18 protein-coding genes and 1 pseudogene are annotated in these 20,875 nt (G+C 72.7%); 9 read left to right on the top strand and 10 right to left on the bottom strand.

Going from position 1 to position 20,875, the window contains the following annotated elements:
• Positions 1–375: 375 nt before the first annotated feature.
• The 4 genes from V7793_RS02650 to V7793_RS02635 all read left to right on the top strand — a co-directional run bounded on the left by V7793_RS02650 (position 376) and on the right by V7793_RS02635 (position 3,606).
• Positions 376–2,493, top strand: coding sequence for a catalase (locus V7793_RS02650; RefSeq protein WP_335581230.1), 2,118 nt, complete (start codon positions 376–378; stop codon positions 2,491–2,493).
• Positions 2,494–2,509: 16 nt separating this feature from the next.
• Entirely contained in the window at positions 2,510–3,019 is a 510-nt protein-coding gene (locus V7793_RS02645; protein ID WP_335581229.1) for a metallophosphoesterase family protein, read from the top strand.
• A gap of 204 nt (positions 3,020–3,223) precedes the next feature.
• Positions 3,224–3,385, top strand: coding sequence for a hypothetical protein (locus tag V7793_RS02640; RefSeq protein WP_335581228.1), 162 nt, complete (start codon positions 3,224–3,226; stop codon positions 3,383–3,385).
• Positions 3,382–3,606, top strand: a complete 225-nt coding sequence (locus V7793_RS02635; RefSeq protein ID WP_335581227.1) for a hypothetical protein — start codon at positions 3,382–3,384, stop codon at positions 3,604–3,606. The genes V7793_RS02640 and V7793_RS02635 overlap by 4 nt, the downstream gene beginning before the upstream one ends.
• Before the next feature lie 95 nt (positions 3,607–3,701).
• Here the strand turns inward: V7793_RS02635 and V7793_RS02630 are convergent, their stop codons facing one another.
• The 5 genes and pseudogenes from V7793_RS02630 to V7793_RS02610 all read right to left on the bottom strand — a co-directional run bounded on the left by V7793_RS02630 (position 3,702) and on the right by V7793_RS02610 (position 8,993).
• Complete coding sequence (locus V7793_RS02630; RefSeq protein WP_335581226.1) at positions 3,702–6,407, bottom strand: AMP-binding protein; 2,706 nt, start codon at positions 6,405–6,407, stop codon at positions 3,702–3,704.
• Between the two features lie 301 nt (positions 6,408–6,708).
• Positions 6,709–7,539, bottom strand: a complete 831-nt coding sequence (gene nadE, locus V7793_RS02625) for an ammonia-dependent NAD(+) synthetase (protein ID WP_335581225.1) — start codon at positions 7,537–7,539, stop codon at positions 6,709–6,711.
• Positions 7,540–7,692: 153 nt separating this feature from the next.
• Complete coding sequence (locus V7793_RS02620) at positions 7,693–8,106, bottom strand: hypothetical protein (RefSeq protein ID WP_335581224.1); 414 nt, start codon at positions 8,104–8,106, stop codon at positions 7,693–7,695.
• A gap of 52 nt (positions 8,107–8,158) precedes the next feature.
• A pseudogene (locus tag V7793_RS02615) lies at positions 8,159–8,365 on the bottom strand (TetR family transcriptional regulator C-terminal domain-containing protein); the annotation flags it as partial.
• A 496-nt stretch (positions 8,366–8,861) separates the two neighbouring features.
• Positions 8,862–8,993, bottom strand: coding sequence for a hypothetical protein (locus V7793_RS02610; RefSeq protein ID WP_335581279.1), 132 nt, complete (start codon positions 8,991–8,993; stop codon positions 8,862–8,864).
• Here V7793_RS02610 and V7793_RS02605 point away from each other — a divergent pair.
• Positions 8,992–9,630: a DUF4232 domain-containing protein gene (locus tag V7793_RS02605; protein ID WP_335581277.1), complete on the top strand. Its 639-nt coding sequence runs from the start codon at positions 8,992–8,994 to the stop codon at positions 9,628–9,630. The genes V7793_RS02610 and V7793_RS02605 overlap by 2 nt on opposite strands.
• 41 nt (positions 9,631–9,671) lie before the next feature.
• Here the strand turns inward: V7793_RS02605 and V7793_RS02600 are convergent, their stop codons facing one another.
• The 4 genes from V7793_RS02600 to V7793_RS02585 all read right to left on the bottom strand — a co-directional run bounded on the left by V7793_RS02600 (position 9,672) and on the right by V7793_RS02585 (position 14,694).
• A complete protein-coding gene (locus tag V7793_RS02600) occupies positions 9,672–10,088 on the bottom strand; it encodes an SHOCT domain-containing protein (protein WP_335581223.1) in 417 nt (138 codons plus the stop codon).
• Positions 10,085–11,428 carry a hypothetical protein gene (locus V7793_RS02595; protein WP_335581222.1) on the bottom strand — a complete coding sequence of 448 codons (1,344 nt, stop codon included), beginning with the start codon at positions 11,426–11,428 and terminating at the stop codon, positions 10,085–10,087. The genes V7793_RS02600 and V7793_RS02595 overlap by 4 nt, the downstream gene beginning before the upstream one ends.
• 166 nt (positions 11,429–11,594) lie before the next feature.
• Positions 11,595–11,792, bottom strand: a complete 198-nt coding sequence (locus tag V7793_RS02590; protein ID WP_335581276.1) for a hypothetical protein — start codon at positions 11,790–11,792, stop codon at positions 11,595–11,597.
• Between the two features lie 190 nt (positions 11,793–11,982).
• Positions 11,983–14,694: a LuxR C-terminal-related transcriptional regulator gene (locus tag V7793_RS02585; RefSeq protein ID WP_335581221.1), complete on the bottom strand. Its 2,712-nt coding sequence runs from the start codon at positions 14,692–14,694 to the stop codon at positions 11,983–11,985.
• Positions 14,695–14,900: 206 nt separating this feature from the next.
• Between V7793_RS02585 and V7793_RS02580 the strand changes: the two genes are divergently transcribed.
• Both V7793_RS02580 and V7793_RS02575 read left to right on the top strand, forming a co-directional pair.
• Positions 14,901–16,526 (top strand): MFS transporter, encoded by a 1,626-nt coding sequence (locus V7793_RS02580; RefSeq protein WP_335581220.1) that lies wholly within the window; start codon positions 14,901–14,903, stop codon positions 16,524–16,526.
• A complete protein-coding gene (locus V7793_RS02575) occupies positions 16,523–17,062 on the top strand; it encodes a potassium channel family protein (protein WP_335581219.1) in 540 nt (179 codons plus the stop codon). The genes V7793_RS02580 and V7793_RS02575 overlap by 4 nt, the downstream gene beginning before the upstream one ends.
• On the opposite strand, the gene V7793_RS02570 is transcribed toward V7793_RS02575, so the two are convergent.
• Positions 17,030–18,421, bottom strand: coding sequence for a diacylglycerol/lipid kinase family protein (locus V7793_RS02570; RefSeq protein ID WP_443057830.1), 1,392 nt, complete (start codon positions 18,419–18,421; stop codon positions 17,030–17,032). The two genes, V7793_RS02575 and V7793_RS02570, sit on opposite strands and share 33 nt — an antisense overlap.
• A gap of 142 nt (positions 18,422–18,563) precedes the next feature.
• Here V7793_RS02570 and V7793_RS02565 point away from each other — a divergent pair, with 142 nt between their 5' ends.
• On the top strand, positions 18,564–19,553 hold the full coding sequence (locus V7793_RS02565; RefSeq protein ID WP_335581217.1) for a hypothetical protein: 990 nt from the start codon (positions 18,564–18,566) through the stop codon (positions 19,551–19,553).
• Between the two features lie 5 nt (positions 19,554–19,558).
• A partial coding sequence (locus tag V7793_RS02560; protein ID WP_335581216.1) for a DUF2252 domain-containing protein occupies positions 19,559–20,875 on the top strand: 1,317 nt, incomplete at its 3' end.

Here is a 20,875-nt window from a genome sequence, read left to right as displayed (position 1 = left end):
CTGAGGCTGTACGGGGTTTCCGGGCACGGGACTGCTCAGCAATCGTTCCTCGTAGCGGCCCAGCGCGAGCACCAAGCACAACAGGAAAGGAGGCAGGAGCAGGGCGACGGCGACCACGAGCGCCCCTTCCGCAGTGGCGGTGTGTTCCCCCTCGCCTTGCCGTACATGCCGGATACAAACACTCCTGCCCGGCACACCCGGATCGCCCGGCGCCGTGCAGGCACACCGCTGGGCCACCTGGAGCATTCCCGGCGCGGGCGGCCCTCCCGTTTCGGCTTGCCGCCCCCGGGCAGGCGGGTCAGCCTGAGGGGGCGAGCGGCGCCGCCGACGCCGCCGGCCCCGAGAGAACCGCATGACGAGGAAGGACATACACGCGTGCCCGCTCACTCCGCGTCAGGCCGAGGCTCCTCGGACCCGGACGCCAAGGACCAGCAGCTGGACCGGTTCCGCGCCGCGCCGCGGCACGACGCGCTCACCACCGACCAGGGGGTGCGCGTCGACGACACCGACAACGCGCTGCGCGCCGGGCACCGGGGCCCCACCCTGCTGGAGGACTTCCACAACCGCGAGAAGATCACGCACTTCGACCACGAGCGCATCCCCGAACGCGTCGTGCACGCCCGGGGCGCGGGCGCCTACGGCTACTTCGAGCCGTACGAGTCGCTCAGCGAGTACACCTGCGCCGACTTCCTCGCCGAGGCGGGCCGCCGCACTCCGGTGTTCGTCCGCTTCTCCACCGTGCAGGGGCCGCGCGGATCCGCCGACACGGTCCGCGACGTGCGCGGCTTCGCCACCAAGTTCTACACCCGCGAGGGCAATTACGACCTCGTCGGCAACAACATGCCGGTGTTCTTCATCCAGGACGCAATCAAGTTCCCCGACTTCGTGCACGCGGTGAAGATGGAGCCGCAGAACGAGATGCCCACCGGCGCCTCCGCGCACGACACCTTCTGGGACTTCTGCTCCCTCCAGCCCGAGTCCACCCACATGCTGATGTGGCTGATGTCGGACCGCGCCATCCCGCGCAGCTTCCGGATGATGCAGGGCTTCGGCGTGCACACCTTCCGGTTCGTCACCGCCGACGGGCGCGGCACGTTCGTGAAGTTCCACTGGAAGCCCGCGCTCGGCGTCCACTCCCTCGTGTGGGACGAGGCGCAGATCGCGGCCGGCCGCGACCCCGACTTCAACCGCCGCGACCTGTGGGAGGCCATCGAGGCGGGCGCGTACCCGGAATGGGAGCTCGGCGTCCAGCTCGTCCCGGAGGAGGACGAGTTCGCCTTCGCCTTCGACCTGCTCGACGCCACGAAGATCATCCCCGAGGAGCAGGTGCCCGTACGGCCCGTCGGCCGGCTCGTCCTCGACCGCAACCCGCAGAACTTCTTCGCCGAGACCGAACAGGTCGCCTTCCACACGGCGAACGTCGTACCGGGCATCGACTTCACCAACGACCCGCTGCTCCAGGGGCGCAACTTCTCCTACCTCGACACCCAGCTGATCCGCCTCGGCGGCCCCAACTTCAGCCAGCTCCCCGTCAACCGGCCGATCGCGGACGTCCACCACAACCACCGCGACGGCTTCGGCCAGCAGGTCATCCACCCGGGCACCAACTACTTCCCGAACTCGCTCGGCGGCGGCTGCCCCGCCCACGCGGGCGCGGGCGGGGGCGCCGGGGTCTTCCGGCACTACGCGGAGCGCGTGGACGGGGACAAGATCCGGGTGCGCAGCGAGAGCTTCAAGGACCACTACAGCCAGGCGGCGCTGTTCTGGAACAGCATGGCCGACTGGGAGCGGCGGCACATCGTCGAGGCGTTCCGCTTCGAGCTGGGCAAGGTCGACGCGGTCGAGGTGCGCGAGCGGATGACCGGCAACCTCGCCCACGTCAGCCAGGACCTGGCGGCCGAGGTCGCCGAGGGCCTCGGCCTGCCCGCCCCGGCGCCGGTCGGCGGCGTCACCGCGGCCGCGTCCCCCGCCCTCAGCCAGGAGAACCTGGCCGGCGAGGGCATCCGTACCCGCAAGATCGCCGTCCTGGCCGCCGACGGCACGGACACCGGGCAGGTCACGACGGTCCGCGACCGGCTCACCGCCCGGGGCGCGACCGTCGAGGTCCTGGCCGCCAAGCACGGCACCGTCCAGGGCACGGGCGGCGAATCCCTCGACGTCGACCGCGCCCTGCCGACCGTGGCCTCCGTCCTCTACGACGCGGTCCTCGTCCCCGACGGCGCCCGGGCGGTCTCCGCGCTGGCCGCCGACCCCGCGGCCGTGCGGTTCGTCGAGGAAGCGTACCGGCACGGCAAGCCGCTGGCCGTCCTCGGCGAAGGCACCCGGCTGCTCACCGCCGCGCGGCTGCCCGAGGACGCCGTCCTGGGCGAGTCCGCTCCGGACTACGGGGTGTTCACCGGCAACGGCACCGCCCCGGCGGAGGACCTCGCCGACGCCTTCGCCGACGCCATCGGGCAGCACCGGTTCCCCCACCGTCCCGGACTGCTCAACTGAGGTGCGTACCGGCGCGATGCGGCTGCTCCTGACTTCCGACACCCACCTGCCCACCCGGGCCCGCAGACTGCCGCCGCCCCTCCTGGCCGCGATCGACGACGCCGACGTCGTCCTCCACGCGGGTGACTGGACGGACATCGCCACCCTGGAGCTGTTCACCGCCCGCGCCCGCCGGCTCATCGCCGTCCACGGCAACAACGACGGCCCTGAACTGCGCGCCCGCCTGCCCGAGACCGCTCACGCCGAGCTCGGCGGGCTGCGCTTCGCCGTCGTCCACGAGACCGGCCCGGCCCGCGGCCGCGAGAGCCGCTGCGCCGAACGCTTCCCCTCCACCGACGTCCTGGTCTTCGGCCACAGCCACATCCCCTGGGACACCACCGCCCCCGGCGGCCTGCGCCTGCTGAACCCCGGCTCGCCGACCGACCGGCGCCGCCAGCCCTACCGCACGTACATGACTGCCAGTGCCGCCGACGGAAGGCTCACGGCGGTGACCCTGCACCGCATCGAGGCGGCGGAGGCCGGGTAGGAGACCGGGCCGCCGCCACCGCATGTCCTGCCGGGTTCCGGGTACCCGGGGCGCGCCCACCGCATCCGCGCGGTGGGGTGAACGCCCACGACCGCGACCACGGAGGTGGCCGACATGGCCCGGCAGCAGCCCAGGAAGACACCCCGAGACCAGCGCGGACCGGGAGCTCATTCCGGTCAGGAGAGTCAGGCGCGAGAGCGTTCCGTGCCGGGTTCGGCGAGCGCCCGCGAGGGCTACCGGACCGAGGGCGGCACCGCAGGCGACGAGGCCCTGGAAGGGGTGAGGGCGGGCGGCGAGCGAGCGGAGAAGGACAGGGACAAGGAGCGGACGCGCGACGAGGGGCACGGCAAGAGGACCCAGCCGTGACCGGCCGGCGCGGCGAGAAGCCCGCGGGTCACCACAAGGCCGTCCCCCGGGACATGCAGGACCAGCAGGCGGATGCCGCACCGGGGCGGGACCGGGCGACCCCGGCCTCCTCCCGCGGGTCGAAGAACGCCGGCAAAGCCGAGGGCGCCGGGGGAGCGGACCAGCGCACCGATAGGACGGGTGACCTCAAGCCACCGAAAGCGGACGAGCCCCCGGACTGAAGCCGGCGCTCCTCTCCTCGGACGGGGGCGGCTGCGTGTGCCGGTGCGGGGCGACCGCACGGCACCGGAGGCGGCCACGGCGACGGACGCCGCCCCTACCCGGCCAGCGCCCCGCCGAGGTCACCCCGGGGCCTGCCCGTGCCCGGGTTCGCCGGGGCGTCCGGCCCCGCCGAGGGCTCCTTCGCGGCCGGCCGGCGGGCGAACGGCAGCCTGCGCATCAGACGCGTCGCCACCGCGGCGTACGCGATGCCGATGACGAGCGAGGCGCACAGCGCCAGCGTCGGCGAGTGGTCCTTGAGGTGCGGGTAGACCTGCCAGTGCGTCAGGTAGATGGAGAGCGAGCTGCCGGCCAGCAGGCCGGCCGCCCGGTTCAGGGTCCTGGTGCTCGGCAGGACCGGGACCCACACCAGCAGGAGCAGACCGCAGATGACCACGGCCTCCCGCTGGGACTGGCCGGGGAAGTGGAACAGGCCCGGCACGGACGCCAGGACCGTCGTGGTCACCAGCAGGCGGTGCCGCAGGGTGCTCGCCTTGGCCGCGGCCCAGCCCAGGGCGAAGAGCCAGAAGACGACGACCGGCGTCAGGTGCGGGACGCGCAGGTCGAACCCGGGGAGGTTGTAGCGGGTGACCAGCCCGAGCGCTATCAGGGCGGCGGGGAAGGCGAACGGGAACCGGCGTTCGGTGCGGTCCAGCGCCGGGACGGTCAGGCAGACGGCCAGGGCGACCAGGAAGTAGACGAGGGCTTCGACGAACCAGTAGTGCCACTCCTGCAGGCCTTCGTGCGAGCCGATGACGCTGTTGAGCAGAACGGCGTTCTCGGGGTCGTAGCCCCGGCCGAGGAAGACCACGAGGCTGATCCAGGCGACGCTCGGCAGGGCGATGCGCGCGATGCTGTGCCATGCGTGCCGGGCGCGCTCGCGGCGCGGCGCCGAGGTGAGGTGGAAGCGGGCGAAGTTGAAGCCGGCGATGCCCAGCAGCACGTGCGCCCCGCCCTGGACGGTGAACAGGGGTATGTGGGAGCCGACGATGAGGACGATGGCGACGGCGCGGAGGGCGACTCCGGTCTCCAGCGTGCGTATGCGGCGCGCGGCCGGGCGGTTCCCGGGCCGGGGGAGGGGGTCCGCCGGCCGGAGTTCGCGGATCGGCCGGATGTGCCAGTCGGCGGGGAGGCGGCCCAGCGCCCGCTCGATCCGCAGCGACATCTCCACGTAGGAGAGGGAGTCGCCGCCGAGGCCGACGAAGGTGCTGTCCTCGGTGACGTCCGTCCGGCCGAGGACCTCCGCGTAGAGACGGCAGAGTGCCGTGGTCACCGTGGTAGCCGTGGTGACGGTCACGGCCGTCGCCTCGTGCGCTGTCGCCGTTGCCGTTGCCGTCGTCGGCGACCCCGAGGCTCCGGGGGCCCGGGCCTGCTGCCGTACGGCCCGGTAGTCGGGCTTGCCCGTGGCGAGCCGCGGCAGTTCGGTGAAGTGGCGTACGTGCACGGTGTGGACGGGTAATCCGCCCGCTTCCGCCGCCAGCCGCCGCAGCCGCGCGAGGTCGGGGGGAGGGGAGCCGGTGACGGCCACGATCAGCCGCTCGTCGTCGCCCGTGCAGCACGCGGTGATGCCGTGCCCCTCCAGGACCGACTCGATGCGCTCCGGTTCGATGCGCAGGCCGAGGATCTTCAGGAACCGGCTGCTCCGGCCGATCACCTCGTACAGCCCGCTGTCCGTGCGCCGCGCGATGTCCCCGGTGCGCAGCTCGTCGACGGTGCGTCCCAGGCGCAGGTCCGCCGGGGTCCGGGCGTAGCCCAGCATGACGTTCGGCCCGCGGTACACCAGCTCGCCGGTGCCCGGGCCGGCCGGGTCGCCGGGCAGGGGCTCGATACGGAGGGAGCCGCCGGGGACGGGGACGCCGATCGACCGCGGGTGCGCGAAGACGAGTTCGGGCGGCAGGTAGGCCATGCGGGCGGTGGCCTCGGTCTGCCCGTACATCACGAACAGGTCCCAGCCGGCGCGCCGGCCCAGGTCCGCGTAGCTGGCCACGCGCTCGGGCGCCAGCCGGCCGCCCGCCTGGGTGACGTAGCGCAGGTGGGGCAGGCGCATGGCGGCGAAACCGACCCTGTCGAGCAGGTCGAAGGTGTGCGGGACCCCGGCGAAGGACGAGCCGCGGGCGGAACGGAAGAAGTCCCAGAAGCGGGGGTCGGACACGGAGAGGTCGGTGAGGATCAGCCCCGCGCCGCGCAGGAGGTGGCTGTGGACGACCGAGAGGCCGTAGCAGTAGTGCATGGGCAGCGTCGTGGCGGCCCGGTCGTCCTCACGGATGTCCAGGCACGCGCTGATCGATTCCGCGTTCGCCTGGAGGTTGCCGTGGGAGAGGCGCACGAGTTTCGGCGAGCCCGTCGATCCGGAGGTGCTCAGCAGCAGCGCGAGGTCGGGGTGGAGCTCGTGCGCCGAGACGGCGCGCCGCTCGTCGAGGTGCCACCTGCCGTCGCCGGCGGGCCGCGCGACCACGTCGGGGTCGTAGGCGGCGGTGAGCGATTCCGCCGCGGAGCCGCTGCCCGGCGCCAGGAGGACGGGGTGGCCGGCGGCCAGGGCCGCGAGATGGACGACGAGGGCATCGGCCGTGTTGGCGCCGGCGAGCAGCACCAGACGTCGGCGGGGGCCGAGGCGCCCGGCGACGGCCGTCACGCGCTCGGCGAGCTCGCGGTACGAGACCTCACCGGCGGGGGTGACGAGGGCCGTGCGATCACCATGCGTTGCGAGGGCGCGGGCGAAGGGGACTGATGCGACTCCGTTTGGCTGGCCGAAAGAGAGCGTCACGCTGAGTATCGTAGATAAGGGTTGCTTTACCTGGAAGCCCGGCGGAGAGGGTCTTTTCCGGAAGGTGAACTTCCTTGCCTCTGCCCGAAAAAAGGGCCCTGACCTGCAGCAATGATCCAAAGCTGTTACGAGTCAGCGTCCCGGGTGGCTTTCTAGATCGTTGGGCGAGGCTCACCGCCCTTTGGGTGGGCTTTACCTTGACGCTTGGCTGTCGAGGTTCCTCATGAGGCGTTTTCGGCCTCCGGGGCTCCTCAGGCCGAAGGCCCTCCTGCCCGGGCAGGAGGGCCTTCGGTTCAGGACCTCAGGGAGCGATGGGCAGCTGACGCTTGTGGTCGGTGAGGCGGTAGCGGCGGACGATCGTGTCGAAGGCACGCTCGTCCACCGGCTTGCCCTCCAGAAAGTCGTCGATGTCGTCGTAGGTGACCCCGAGCGCGTCCTCGTCGGCCTTGCCAGGGTCGAGGGTCTCCAGGTCGGCCGTCGGGGTCTTCCACACCAGCTCGGCGGGAGCGCCCAGCGCGTCCGCGACGGCGCGCACCCGGCGCTTGGTCAGGCCGGTCAGCGGCACCAGGTCGGCGGCGCCGTCGCCGAACTTGGTGAAGAAGCCGGAGACCGCCTCGGCGGCGTGGTCGGTACCGACGACCAGGCCGTCGTGGGCGCCGGCCACCGTGTACTGGGCGATCATGCGCTGCCGGGCCTTGATGTTGCCGTGCACGAAGTCCTGGTGGTGGGCGTCGCGGAAGCCGACGCCGGCGGCCAGGGAGGCGTCGAGTGCGGCGTCGCTCGCGGGCTTGATATCCACGGTCAGCAGGTGGTCGGCCTGGATGAACGAGAGCGCGAGCTGGGCGTCGTGCTCGTCGGCCTGGACCCCGTAGGGCAGCCGCATCGCGTAGAACCGCGCCTCGTGCCCGGCCGCCCGGGCCTGCTCGACGGCGAGCTGGCACAGCCGGCCGGCGGTGGTGGAGTCGACGCCGCCGCTGATGCCGAGCACGAGGGAGCGCAGGCCGGTGGAGGTCAGCCGCTCGGCGAGGAAGGCCACCCGGCGCTCGATCTCCCGCTCGGCCTCGAAGGTCTCGGCGACCTCCAGTTCCCGGGCGATCTCCTGCTGCAGGGCGATGGACGCCGTCTCGCTCACGTCTGCTCCTCATTGCGCTTCACGATGTGCTGTCGCGCCCACCCTAGCGGGGCCCTGTTCGAGCAGGTCGAAGCGGTTCCCGCGGTGAGCGCGAGCGAGCTCGCCGGGGTGCGCGCGACGGGCGCGGTGCGGGCGCGGCGTGCGCCGTGCGGGTCACGGTGCGGCGGCGGTGAGGCGGACGGAGCTCAGGTGGGTGCCGGGTCCCGCGGGGCGCGTCAGCCGCACGCCGACGGGCACGTCTCCGAGGGCCTCTGCCACTTCTCGGTGCGGGTGGCCGAAGAGGTCGATGTCCTGCCAGACGACCGGCGTGGTGGCCGAGGTGCTCGGCGCGTCGCCGATCCGGTCGAGAACGACGTAGTCCATCCCCTCGCCGTGCCTGCTGCCGATCAGCAGCGAGACGCCTCCGTACTCGGCGGAGAACGACCAGTTCAGCCCGCACACCCATGTCTCCCGGACGTCGCACAGCGTGGCGAGGGTCCACTGCGCCGGGCGTTCGGCCATGCCGAAGGCCAGCGTCCCGGCTCCGCACGGCAGGACGATCCCGGTCCGGGGCAGCAGCTCGAACATCCCGCGACGGTACCCGGCTCGCCGCCCGCCCCGGGGCCTGGTGCGGTCTGTCCTAACGGCCGGCGGCGGAACCGCCGGCACCAGCGCCGGCGCCGGCCCGCGGCGTCGCGATCGAGGTCAGGAAGTCGTCGAGCATGGCGGTCTGTACGGCCTCGGGGAACCGGCCGGGGTCGAAGAGGGCCTGGACGACGAGTCCGTGGGTGAACGCGACGGCGCTGGCGGCGAGTTGCTCCGGGTCGGCCGTCGCGGGACACCTGCCGGCTGGAGGATGAGCTCGATGGCCTGGGACGACGTGTAGGAGTTCCTCGGTCGGCAGCCGGGCCCGCGTGGCTCCGCCGCCGACGGCGATCCAAACCGGGCCGGAGCCGGCTGACCGTTCGTCTGTGGCGGGACTGTGACAGGAGATTGTGGTGTGCGCCACGGCGGGCTTTGGTGCGGTCCTGGTCGAATCGGCACATGTTTCGTGCTTTTCGCGCTTTTCCCGTCGCCCTCACGGGCGTCCTGCTGCTCACGGCGTGCGGTTCCCAGGTGGCAGGGTCGGAAGATGGCGGCCCGGCGCGGGCGCAAGGATCCGGGTCCGGTTCTCCGGGCGCTTCCGGTGAACCCTCGTGCGGGGCCCCGGCGTCCGGTCAGGCCTCCGCGCCCGGCTCACCGGCCGTTCCGGGCGGTGCCGTCGGCGAGCCGGGCAAGGGCGGCGTGAGGATCACCGATGTGAGCCCCGGTGCGCGTCCCTGTGCCGGGTTCGAGGTCACCAATCACAAGAGCGAACCCTTTACGTACACGATCACCTTCACCTTCACGTCGGATTCCGGGGAAGCACTGGAGACGGCGAAGGAGTCGGTGCCCTCGGTCGGGCCGGGGCAGACCGTGAAGCGCACGGTCACCATGAGTGAACCTCTTCCGGGCGCCCGGAAGGCCATCACGGGTGTACGGATCACGAAGGTGAGGAGCGTCCCCGCCGCCGAAGCCCCGTCCCGAGGGGGCGCCTGCCCGTCGTCGGGAGTGCATGTGTACGCGGACGAAGGAGACGCCGCCATGGGGCTGCGCGTCGTGGGGCTCCTGCTGGAGAACTGCGGCACCCGGCCCTACCGGCTCAACGGCTACCCGCAGCTCCAGCTCCTCGACGGGGACCACCGGCCCGTGGACGGCGTGAAGATCCTCCGTGGCGGCGGTGCCATCGCGACCGGTACCGGAGCCGACGGGGAGCCCCGGCAACTGGTCCTGCAACCCGGCGAGCGCGCGCACTCCGGTCTGGTCTGGCGCAACACCACCGGGGGCGGCGATGCCGTGAACATCCCCTACGCGAGGGTGCGGCCGGAGCCCGGCGCTCCGGCGGTGATGGTGACGCCCGAACTCGACCTGGGCACGACCGGGCAGCTCGGGGTCGGTCCTTGGAAGAAGGACGAGACGCGCGCACCGGGCGGCGGTGGTACGCCGCCCGGTGCGCAGGCCCCTGACAGGCCGTCCGCTGCGAGGCCTCCCGCTTCGAGGCCGCCTGAGGCCGGTTCCCCGGCCCGGCCGTAGGGGGATTCCCCGTCCTGGTGCCGCCCGGGGAGCCCGGCACGTCAGTGCAGGATCTTCTCCTTCGCGCGGCGGAATTCCTCGTCGGAGATGTCTCCCCTGGCGCGGATCTCCGACAGCTTCATGAGCTCGTCGGCTTCGCTCTTGCGGCCCGTGCCGCCGGCCGTCTCGCGGATGTAGTGGTCGAACGCCTCCTGTTGTGCCTGGAGGTGACGCCGTTCGCGGGAGCCCATGCTCCGGCCGCGGGCGAGGACGTAGACGAAGACGCCCAGGAAGGGCAGCAGGATGGTGAAGAAGAGCCAGCCGGTCTTGGCCCAGCCGCTGAGCGTGTCGTCGCGGAAGATGTCGGCGATCACACGGAACAGCAGGATGAACCACGAGACCCACAGGACTATCCAGAGGACGGTCCAGAACGCGCCCAGGAGCGGATAGTCGTAGGCCAGATATACGTACTCGTTCATGATCGGGTCCTTTGTTCTTCCGTGCCCGCCCCGGTGGAGGCGGCGCCGAGTACCGCGAGGACGGCCAGGACGACGACGGCGATGCAGAGGATCAGGGCGACCACGGCGGCCGTCGGGTAGTTCCAGAGGACCAGGGCCACGACCGCTGCCACGATGACGATGCCGGTGGTCCAGCGCCGGTGCGTCTCCAGCCAGTGGCCCGTGGCACCGGTGCGCAGACCGGAGCGGGCCATGGCCCGTCCGGTGGCACCGGTGGCCCGGGAGCTCGCCGAGCGGATGAACCGGGCGCCGCGTCCGGGTCCGTAGAGATAAGCGGCCACGGCCGTGATGACCGCCGTGACGAGGACCGTGCGGGTGCTGTTGCGCAGGAAGCGGACGAAGGTGTCGTAGACCGCGGCGGCCGCGTCCGAGGGCAGGGCGGTGGTCGGGACGGAGTCGAGGTAGATGCGCCGGGCGATGACGAGTCCCACCAGGAGCAGCACCATCATCACGCCGATACCGATGGCCGCGACCATGAGGGCCACCCTGTGCGCGGGCGCCGCCCACACGGCGAACGCGGCCAGGACGATCACGACGACGGGCAGCCACGTCCCGACGACGTCGAGCAGGCGCATGGTGCTCTGGGCGTCGTCGAGCTTGTCGGTCTGGAACAGGGGGATCGTCTTGTCGACGTCCGGGATGTTCGCGGCCTTCTCGTAGCCCTCGGCGACCAGCTTCTGCTTGACGTTGTCGATGACGGTTCCCAGGTCCAGGACGACGGAATCGCCCTTGGCCTCCACGGCGCTGTTCCCCTCACCGGTGAGCGTCTTGACCAGGGCCGCGTGGGCCTTGCGGTTCGCGCCGTCCCACAGCTGAGCGAACTGGTCGCTCGTGACGACCTTGTCGATCACGGTGTGCACGGCCGTGGTGATGGCGTTCTTGAGGGGGCCGGCGAGGAGGTGCGACTTGTCCACGACGGCCGGCGGGGCGTCGGTCTTGGCGAGTGCGTTGCGCAGGGAGTCGGTGATGCCCTTGACGTCGACGTTGTCGACCACGCGGGTGGTCAGCCGGTCCGTGACGGCGTTCTGTACGGCAGGGTCCTTGGCCAGTGGTGCGACGGTCTGGACGTAACGGCCGGTGTCCGAGACCTGGCTGTCGGCCCAGGCCGCGACGACCGCGAGGGGTGACAGCACGAAGGCGAGCACCAGCAGGACGGAGGCCCCGGCGTAGCGCAGCCGCCGGTGGTGCAGGGTCTCGCGCTTCCGAAGGCGCGCGTAGTCGCGGCGTTCGCTGGGGGTCAGCGGTCCGTCGTCGTATGGTGCGCCGGATCCCTGGGGGCCGGGGGCGCGAGGCGGGTCCATGGCCTGCTCCCTCCTTCGGGTGGCATGTGCGCCGGGAGCGGGCACGCGCCGAAGATCGAAGGGCTCGTCTCACCCACAGGGTCGGCGCCTTGCGGCGTGCTCCGCATCACCCGCAGCGGATGAGCCGGGCGGACGCCGCTCCGCCGTGCGGGCGGACGTCGCCCCGTCATCCGGGCAGGCGGCGCATCTCCTCCACCGTCAGGCCGAGGTTCTGGAAGCGTGCGAGGAGCCCGAACAGGTGGGCCTCGTCCGTGACGGTGCCGAAGAACAGCGTCTGCCGCGAGACCGGTTCGGTCGCCAGTTCCGGGAACGCCTCGGCCATGAGGGCGGAAACGTCACCCGTCACGCGGAATTCGTAGCGCATGGTCGAACTGCCTTTGCCGTCGAGGCACACGTGGTGCATGCGCTGCATGCGCCCATCGGTGGCAGCGTGCGCGCATGCGGAGGCATCCGCCACCACCCGGAACAGGCGGTCCGTCGGCAAGGGACGTGCAGGGGTCGCAGGGCCTGCAGTGGTGTCACAGGGCCTGCAGTCGTCACAGGATCTGCAGTCGTCACAGGATGTGCAGTTCCCTGCCCCGCTCCACGGCGTCGCGGCGCCGCGAGACGCACAGCTTGCGGTAGACGCTGCGCAGGTGGGTCTTCACGGTGTTGACGGAGAGGGTGAGCTCGGCGGCGATCTCGTCGGAGGACATCATCTTCTGGACACACACCAGGACGTCGCGTTCACGGCTGCTGAGGGGCTGGACGACGCCGGGGGCCGGTTCGCCTTCCCCGTGCGCGCTCAGCCAGGCCCCCCGGTTCGGTGCGGGACCGGTACCGCCCGCCTTGTTCAGCAGGTGGCGCAGCCAGGGATCGGCCTCGATGAAGGGCCGGCGCAGCCGCTCGGGCCGGGCGGTGTCCAAGGCCCGGTCGAGCAGGCGCTGAGCAGCCGCCCTGTCCTCGGCCAGGAGCGCGGCGTGGGCCCGGAGCAGCAGGATGCCCACCCGGTCCGGCAGGCTCAGGTCCGGGGAGTCCTCGGCGCGGGCCAGCAGCCGCAGGGCGCGGTCGGTGCGTCCGGCAGGCAGGTGGGAGCGGGCGAGGGCGACGAGGGGTGCCGGTCCGCCGTCCGGGGTGCCGTGCAGGGCGGCGACGGCGGCTTGGTGGTCCCCTCGGGCCAGCGCCACGGCCGAGCGTGTGAGCGCGACCCGCTGGAGGGGCCACGGCGCGCCGTCCGTTCCCGGGCGGGGGAGGGCGGCGAGGGCTGCCTCCCGGCGCCCCCGGGCCAGTTCCAGGCGGGACCGCAGCACCGCCGCTTCGGTCGCCAGGGCCGGGCCTTCACGCACGTCAGGGCAGGCGAGGGCCTGTTCGAGCCGGCGCCGGGCGACTTCCTGGTCGTCCCGTTCGAACGCCACCACGGCCAGGGCGAGGTATCCGGCGCCGGACCGGTGGTCCGGCGGGGCGCCGTACTGGTCGGCTACGACCAGTGAGCGCAGCGCGTGGTCTTCTGCCGAGGTCAGGGCGCCCGCGGCGCTCTCCGTCAGTGCGAGCAGGCCGAGGGATATGTGCTGTACGGGGAGGGACGCCTCGGCCGGACAGGCGTCGGCGACTCCGGCGATCTCAGTGGCTTCGGCCACCTCATTGGCCTCATTGGCCTCGGCGGCGGCCTCAGCGGACAGGCGGCGGGCATCGGCGAGGCGACCGGAGCCCAGGAACGCCCGGGCGAGCCCGTACAGCCTCAGCGCCTCGATCTCGGGGTGCGCCCGGAGGCGTTCGAGCGGTATCCGCCCCATCGCGTCCGAGACGGCCTGTGCCGATTCCTCCGCCCGCTCCTCCACCTGCGATGCGCACAGCAGGTGCAGCAGCGCGTGGGTGAGCCCGGCCTCCGGGTCCGGCTCGGCGCCGTTCCGGCGCAGGTGCCGTTCGGCCACGGCGAGGCGCTCGCGGCAGCCGGCACGGTCATGCCGTGCCAGCCTGAGGGCGGCTGCCACGAGGGCCGGTTCGGTCCCGGCCGCGGAGGACGGCATACGGGAGAAGGCGCGCCCGGCACGTCCGGCCTCCGGAGGGGTGCACAGGGACCCGACCATCAGCTGGTGAACGGCCTCGGAGGCGCCGAACTGCCAGTCCCCGGCCTCCGCGGCGTGCTCCAGCGCCTCGACGGTGCGGCCCGATCCGGCCAGCCAGCGGGCGGCGCGGGCGTGCAGCCGCGGTACGAGAGCGGGATGCCGTATGCGCAGCTGGGCGCGGAGCACGCCGGCGAACAGCGGGTGGACCCGGCACCAGGACGTGCCGGGGACGGGGTCGACGAAGGCGTTCTCGTGGGTCAGCCCGGCCAGGACCGCCTCGGCGTCCTGGCGCCCGGTCAGGGCGTTCACCAGGTCCGGGTGGAGGCGGTCGAGCACACTCGCGCGCAGCAGCAGCTCTCTGGTGGCGACGGGCTGGGCGTCGAGCACCTCGGCGGTCAGATAGCCCGAGACCGCCTGCTCGGAGCCGGTGAACGAGCGGGTGAAGCCTTCCGGATCGCCGGTGCGCTGCACGGCCAGGGCGCACAGCCTCAGACCGGCGGCCCACCCTCGGGTCCGCTGCGTCAGGGCGCGGATGACGTCGTCCCCCGGCTTGACGCCGTGCCCGCGCAGCAGCGCGGCCGCCTCGTGCGGGGTGAAGGCCAGGTCGGCGCCGCGGACCTCCGTCAGCCGGCCGTCGGCCCGGTAGCGGTGGAGCGGAAGCAGCGGGTCCAGCCTGCTGGTCACGACCAGCCGCAGCAGCGGCCCGCAGTGTTCGAGGAGGAACTCCAGGCCGGCCGGTACCCGTCGGCCCGTCACCTTCTCGAAGCCGTCGAGGACGAGGACCACGGGCCCGGGCAGGCGCTCCGTCGCGGCGGCGAGCCGGGTCAGCAGGGAGGTGCCGACGCTGCCGGGGCAGGCCGGCACGGGGATGCCGCCGGGAAGCTGCCGGGGGAGAGCGCGCCGCAAGGCTTCCACGACGTAGCTCCAGAAGACGCCCGGTGCTCCGTCGTACGGGTCGAGCGTCAGCCACGCCACGGGCCCGGGAGGCTCGCCGTCGCGCACCCACGCCGCGGCGAGGGTGGTCTTTCCCGCGCCTGCGGGACCGGTGATCAGGGTCATCGGTCCGTCCGTGGCCGCACCGAGCCTGTCGAGCAGCCGGTGCCGGGGGACGTGGGCGCGCGGGGCGGCGGGTACCGCGAGCTTCGCGGCGAGCAGGGGATCACCGGACCAGGCCAGTGTCGTTCCGCGCCCGCCGGAGAACGGGGCGCCGGTCGGAGGCATCCGATCACCACCGTGCTAGACCGCTCCTCTGCTCTCCATCTTCACCACGTCCGACCGTTGATCGCACACGGACCCGCTCCGGGTTCCGACCGGTCCGGATCTCCTGAGCCGCAGGGCGACACACCCTGCTGAAAGCATCGAAAACGCCGACCGTTCGCCGTGCGGTTCTAGAGTGCGGTGCACCGGAACGCGGAAGGGGCGCAGGCGTGGAACGATGGCGGGCCCTGATCGTGCTCGGCACGGCCCAGTTCCTGATGGTGCTGGACACGTCGGTGATGAACGTCTCGATCAGCACGCTGGTCGAGGACTTCGACACCGAGGTCACGGCGATCCAGGCCGTCATCACCCTCTACACCCTGGTCATGGCCGCCTTCATGATCACCGGCGGGAAGCTCGGTGACGCGTTCGGGCGCCGCAGGGCCTTCGCGGTCGGCCTGATCGTCTACGGAGCGGGGTCCGCCGTCACCTCGGTGGCGCCGTCGCTGTGGGTACTGGCGGTCGGCTGGTCGGTGGTCGAGGGGCTCGGCGCCACCCTCGTCCTCCCGGCGCTTGCAGCCCTCGTTGCCGGCGCGTACCGCGGGCGGGAACGGGCGGTCGCCTACGGCGTCGTCGGCGGGCTGGCCGGAGCAGGCATCGCCGTGGGGCCGCTGCTCGGCGGATGGGTGACGACGTACCTGACCTGGCGGCTGGTGTTCGCCGGCGAGGTCGTGGTCGTCATCGCCATGCTGTGTGTCGTCCGGTGGATCCCGGACATTCCGCCGGAGCCGAAGGCCGCCCTGGACAAGGGAGGCGTCGTGCTGTCGGCCGCCGGGGTCGCCCTCGTCGTCCTCGGTGTCCTGCAGAGCAGCTCCTGGGGGTGGCTGAAGCCCCGGAACCCGCCCTTCACCGTCTTCGGTTTCTCCCCGACCGTGTTCGTCATCGCCGCGGGGGGCGTCGTCCTGTGGCTGTTCTGCGTCTGGGAACGGCGGCAGCAGGCACGGGGGAGGGAGCCCCTGATGCGCCTGTCGCTGTTCGGGGTACCACCGCTGAGGGCCGGGCTGACGATGCTGCTCTGCCAGAACCTCGTCCTGCTGGGCCTGTTCTTCGTCATCCCGCTGTACCTCCAGGTCGTGCAGGGCTTCGACGCCTTCCAGACCGGCCTCCGGCTGCTGCCCGTGTCGGTGACCATGCTGCTGTCCGCGATGGCCGGGCCGCTGTTCGGCCGGATCGCGGCGCCCAGGACCGTGGTGCGGTGCGGCCTGCTGGTGCTCGTGGCGGCCCAGGTGTGGCTGCTGGCCACGATCGAGCCCCGGATCGACAACCTCTCCTTCGGCCTGGCGATGGCCGTCCTCGGCCTGGGCATGGGGCTCCTCGCCTCCCAGCTGGGCAACGTCGTGCAGTCCAGCGTCGGGGAGGAGGAACGCAGCGAGGCGGGCGGCCTGCAGTACACCGCGCAGAACCTCGGTTCGTCCCTGGGCACCGCACTCATCGGCTCCCTGCTGATCGGTGCCCTGGTCCATGCCTTCACCACGCAGATCGACGACAACCCGAAGATCTCGGACGCGGCACGTCAGCAGGCCGGCATCGCCATGGAGGCCGGGGTCAGCTTCGTCAGTACGGACCAGGTGCGCGGCGCAGCCGAAAAGGCCTCGCTCCCGTCGTCCGAAACCGACGCGCTTGTCGACTCGTACGCCGCGGCGCAGCTCGACGCCCTCAAGGCCTCCGTCCTGGCCGCCGCGGCCATCACCCTCGGCGCCTTCCCGTTCACGCGCCGCCTGCCGGCCGAACGGCTGACGGCGGAGACGAGGACGGGGAAGACAGGGACGGGGAAGCCGGGGGAGGCCGGGCGGTGAGCGTGGTCCTGCGGCCCATCGGCACCGCGACGGGGCTGGTCCTCGCCTACTACCTCCTCCCCCTGGACAAGAAGTTCGAGGGAACCACCGCCGTGGGCCTCGTCCTCGGCCTGGCCGTCGTGGCGGCCCTCTTCACCTGGCAGATCCGCTCGATCATGCGCTCCTCCCGGCCCCGTCTGCGAGCCGTCCAGGCGCTGGCCACCACCGTGCCGCTGTTCCTGCTGCTCTTCGCGGCCACCTACTACCTCATGGAGCAGACCGGACCGGGCAGCTTCAGCGAGCCCCTCAACCGGACCGATGCCCTGTACTTCACGCTCACGGTCTTCAGCACCGTCGGCTTCGGCGACATCAGCCCCCGCACCGAACCGGCACGGATCGTCACCATGGTGCAGATGGTGGGCGACATCATGCTCATCGGCGTCGCCGCCCACGTCGTCGTCGGGGCGGTCCAGCACGCCCTCGCGCGCGGGAACGCCGACGGGCAACCGCCTGCTGCCGGGCCGTCAACGGGTCCCGGGAGCGCCGGCCGCGGGTAGGGCACGGCCACGGCCCGCCGTGAACGCGAGCTCCCACAGACGCCGCCAGTCCAGCCGCGGCCGCGCCTGCGGAACCCCCGGACGGTGCCGGGGAACCCGTACCCGGAGCGCACCGGGCTCCGACACGCAGCGCACCGGAGTGGGAAGGGCAACCGCTTCTCCGTCGATGCCGACCTGCACCTCCGGCCGGTCGGCGTCGACGACGATCTCGCCGGAAGTGAGGGTCACCAGGCCGGGCGCGCGCCTGCCCCGGAGCAGATCGGCGGCCTGCACCGCGCTGTCGGCCTTGACGCTCACCAGCCCCAGCACTCCGCCGTCGAGCCGGTCGCGCCGGCCCAGCCCGGCACGGTCGCCGACCCGGTACGGGTTGTTGCTGACCAGTACGGCCTGCGGGCCGTCGACGGGCGCCGCACCGGCGGCGCGGACCGTGAGCCGCGGGCCGTGCTGGTGGGTCAGCACGTCGGGCAGCAGCCGCAGCAGGGTGCCGACCTTGTCGTCGCGGTACGCCGGGCTCTGCACGACCTCCGCGTACGCGCCGAAGGACGCGTTGTTGACGAAGACCCGCCCGCCGATGCGCCCGAGGTCCACCCGGAGCTCCACCCCGTCGGTGAGCGCTTCCAGGCTCCGGGACGGGTCCTCGCGGTCGAGCCCGAGGTCCAGGGCGAAGTGATTGCGCGTCCCGGCCGGGATCACCACGAACGGCACCCCGTGCTCGGCCGCCACACCCGCCACCAGCGCCTGCGTACCGTCACCGCCCGCCACGCCGAGCAGGTCCGCGCCCCGGGCGAGGGCCTCGCGGGCGAGCTCGGCGACGTCCCAGGAGGGAGCGGAGCCGAGGAGCACGACTTCCGCGCCCAGCGCCTCGGCCTTTTCCTTGAGCCCGAAGCGCCCCACCTTTCCGCCACCCGAGCGAGGGTTCATCAGCAGGCAGGCGTGCTCGGGCGGCGCAACGGGCCGGCCGGGAGCCGCGGCGGCGGGGGCCGCTTCCGTCCTCAGCGCGGCCCAGCCGGCGACAGCGGCGAGCGCCCACAGCGCCACGGAGACGAGGACGAGCCAGAGCAGCTTCGCTGCGGCGTAGGACGCGAGCACGGCCACCGGGGCCGCCACGGCCAGGACCAGAGCGAGGCCCCGCACCACGCCCCGGCGCGTCAGGGCCCACCACCCGGCGGCTGCCGCAACCACCAGGCCGGCCAGCCCCACGGCCACCAGCACCACGCTCTTGAGCCCCGCCACCGACAGCAGGAGCACTCCGGCACCGGCGGTCGCCGCGACCGCCAGCCGCGCGCACCAGCGCTGCCTCGCCCCTCCGCGGGCGACGCCACGCCTCACAGAACCATGCCCGACAGGACCACGCCTCATGGGACCTCCAGCCCTCGGAGCCCTCCGGCCCCCGCGGCCCGGACGACCCCTTTCACCCATGGTCGCCGCCCGCAGCGGGCGGCGACCACCTCACCCGCAACGGGTGAGGCAGGCCCGGCGCACCGGGCCCACAGTGGGACCGATGAACGGCGGCGGACGTACCACCGAAGGATCACGACAGGCCCGTACGGCCGAGTCGGCGACGGTCCAGGCCCAGGCGCTGCTGCCGATGATCTGGGCCGACCCGCAGCACATGCCCGAGCAGCTGGCCCTCTTCGCGGTGAGGCGCTTCGGGCCCCGGGCCGACGCGTACGTGGCCCGCCGGAAGCAGCGCAAGCCCCTGGCCGGGGACGACGAGCTCCGCCGGGACGTCATCGCCCACGGAACGCGCCTCACGATCGCCGACGGGGCCGTGCTGGGCGGGCCGTTCATGATCACCATGCCCGTCAGCTTCGTCGCGGCGCTGCTCTCCCAGGCGCAGATGGTGATCGAACTGGCCGCCCTCGCCGGACACGACCCCCGGGGCGAGAACCGCGTGGCGGACCTGCTGGTCCTTCAGGACGTGTACCCGTCGACCGAGGTGGCCGCCCAGGCCCTGAGCGAGACGAAGCGCCACCCGCCGGGAGGCCGGGGACGGCTTCCCCGGCGGACACGGTGGTCGATGATCGTCAGGATGGCGGCGCTCCTCGGCATCGTGGGCGGGGGCGAGAAGCGCAGCCGGCTCCAGCAGGTGGTCTCGACGACCCTGATCGCGGCCCTGTTCCTCGTGGGCATGGTGCTGCCGCTGATCTGGGTGCCCGCCCTCGCGGTGATCTACCGGCAGAACACCCTGCGGCTCGGGGCGAAAGCCGTGCGCTACTACACCCCGGACGCCGCGGAGGAGTGGGGCGGACACCGCAGACGGCTTGTCCATGTGCCCACGGTGGCGGGCGTCGCCGCCGTACTGCGGGTCGTCGCCCTCGCGATCGTCCCCTTCGTGGTCGCGGCCGTGGCCGCCGTGGCGGGGCTCCGGCTGACCGGCGGGTTCTGGGGGACGTGCCTGCTCGTCCTCGTCGCGGTCTCCCTGTTCGCGGCGGGCGTCTGGTTCGTACACCGCCGGTCGCGGGGGCGGCGAGGAGGGGACGAGGAGTGACGGACATGGCTTCTTCGAGCACGCAGGAACCCCGCCTGACGCCGGGCGAACGCGCGGCCCGCGGCAAGGCGGCCCGCCGCCGGATGCCGCGCTCGGCCCACGCCCGGTTCGAGCCCCGGGCCGACCGGGCGGACCCGGTGGAGATCCTCGAACGGCAGAGCGCCGACCGCGTGCCGGAACTCGTCCCGATCCGCTACGGCAGGATGCTGGAGTCGCCGTTCGCCTTCTACCGCGGTGCCGCGGCCGTCATGGCCGCGGACCTCGGCGCCCGGCCCACCACCGGGATCGAGGCGCAGCTGTGCGGAGACGCCCACCTGCTGAACTTCGGCCTCTTCGCCTCGCCCGAGCGCCACCTGGTCTTCGACGTCAACGACTTCGACGAGACCCTGCCCGGGCCGTGGGAGTGGGACGTCGAGCGGCTTGCTGCCAGCCTGGCCGTCGCGGGACGGGAGAACGGCTTCTCACGGAAACGGCGCGCGGACGTCGTCCGCGGCAGCGTACGGTCCTACCGGCAGGCGATGCGCGGATTCGCCGAGATGGGCAACCTCGACGTCTGGTACGCACACTTCGACGCCGAACGCCTGCGCGTGCTGTTCGCCGACAGGCTCGGCAAGCAGGAGCGCCGACGGGTCTCCCGGGCGCTGGAAACCGCACGTCACCGCGACAACCTGCAAGCCTCCCAACGGCTCACCACGGTCGTCGACGGCGCCCGGCGGATCGCCGCCGATCCGCCCCTGCTCGTCCCGCTGAGCGACCTGATGACCGAGGAACCGCGGGCCGAACTCGAAAAGCGTCTCCGCTTGCTCGTCGGGCGCTACGGCCACAGCCTCGCCTCCGACCGCCGGCACCTCCTGAGCGGGTTCCGGATGGCCGACGCCGCGCGCAAGGTCGTGGGCGTCGGCAGCGTCGGCACCCGCTGCTGGATCGTGCTGATGTTCGGCAAGGACGACGACGATCCGCTGCTCCTGCAGGCCAAGGAGGCGGGCCCGTCGGTGCTGGCGCCGTACGTGCGCCCGAGCGCGTACCGCAACGAAGGACAGCGCGTGGTCTGCGGACAGCGCCTGATGCAGGCCGTCGGCGACATCTTCCTCGGGTGGGAGCGTGCCGAAGGGATGGACGGCCGCCGGCGCGACTTCTACGTCCGGCAGCTGCGCGACTGGAAGGGGAGCGCCCGGCCGGAGACGATGTCGCCGGGGCAACTGCAGCTCTACGGGGAGCTGTGCGGCGCCACCCTGGCCCGCGCCCACGCCCGGTCCGGCGACCGGATCGCGATCGCCGCGTACCTGGGCGGCGGCGAGGCCTTCGAGCGGGCCGCGGCCGAG

This window comes from Streptomyces sp. KLMMK, assembly GCF_036961605.1.
Classification (GTDB): Bacteria; Actinomycetota; Actinomycetes; order Streptomycetales; family Streptomycetaceae; genus Streptomyces; species Streptomyces telluris.
The sequence above is the reverse complement of the archived record's forward strand: the minus strand, read 5'-3'. Positions and strand labels throughout refer to the sequence as shown.

Excerpts from the sequence above, each read along its gene's own strand:
- V7793_RS02620 (WP_335581224.1), bottom strand. The coding sequence starts at position 8,106 with ATGTTCGAGCTGCTGCCCCGGACCGGGATCGTCCTGCCGTGCGGAGCC.
- V7793_RS02590 (WP_335581276.1), bottom strand. The coding sequence starts at position 11,792 with ATGCGCTACGAATTCCGCGTGACGGGTGACGTTTCCGCCCTCATGGCC.
- V7793_RS02645 (WP_335581229.1), top strand. The coding sequence starts at position 2,510 with ATGCGGCTGCTCCTGACTTCCGACACCCACCTGCCCACCCGGGCCCGC.
- V7793_RS02565 (WP_335581217.1), top strand. The coding sequence starts at position 18,564 with ATGAACGGCGGCGGACGTACCACCGAAGGATCACGACAGGCCCGTACG.
- V7793_RS02595 (WP_335581222.1), bottom strand. The coding sequence starts at position 11,428 with ATGGACCCGCCTCGCGCCCCCGGCCCCCAGGGATCCGGCGCACCATAC.
- V7793_RS02600 (WP_335581223.1), bottom strand. The coding sequence starts at position 10,088 with ATGAACGAGTACGTATATCTGGCCTACGACTATCCGCTCCTGGGCGCG.
- V7793_RS02610 (WP_335581279.1), bottom strand. The coding sequence starts at position 8,993 with ATGGTGACCGTGCGCTTCACGGTCTGCCCCGGCCCGACCGAGGGCACC.
- V7793_RS02570 (WP_443057830.1), bottom strand. The coding sequence starts at position 18,421 with ATGAGGCGTGGTCCTGTCGGGCATGGTTCTGTGAGGCGTGGCGTCGCC.
- V7793_RS02605 (WP_335581277.1), top strand. The coding sequence starts at position 8,992 with ATGAGTGAACCTCTTCCGGGCGCCCGGAAGGCCATCACGGGTGTACGG.
- V7793_RS02585 (WP_335581221.1), bottom strand. The coding sequence starts at position 14,694 with ATGCCTCCGACCGGCGCCCCGTTCTCCGGCGGGCGCGGAACGACACTG.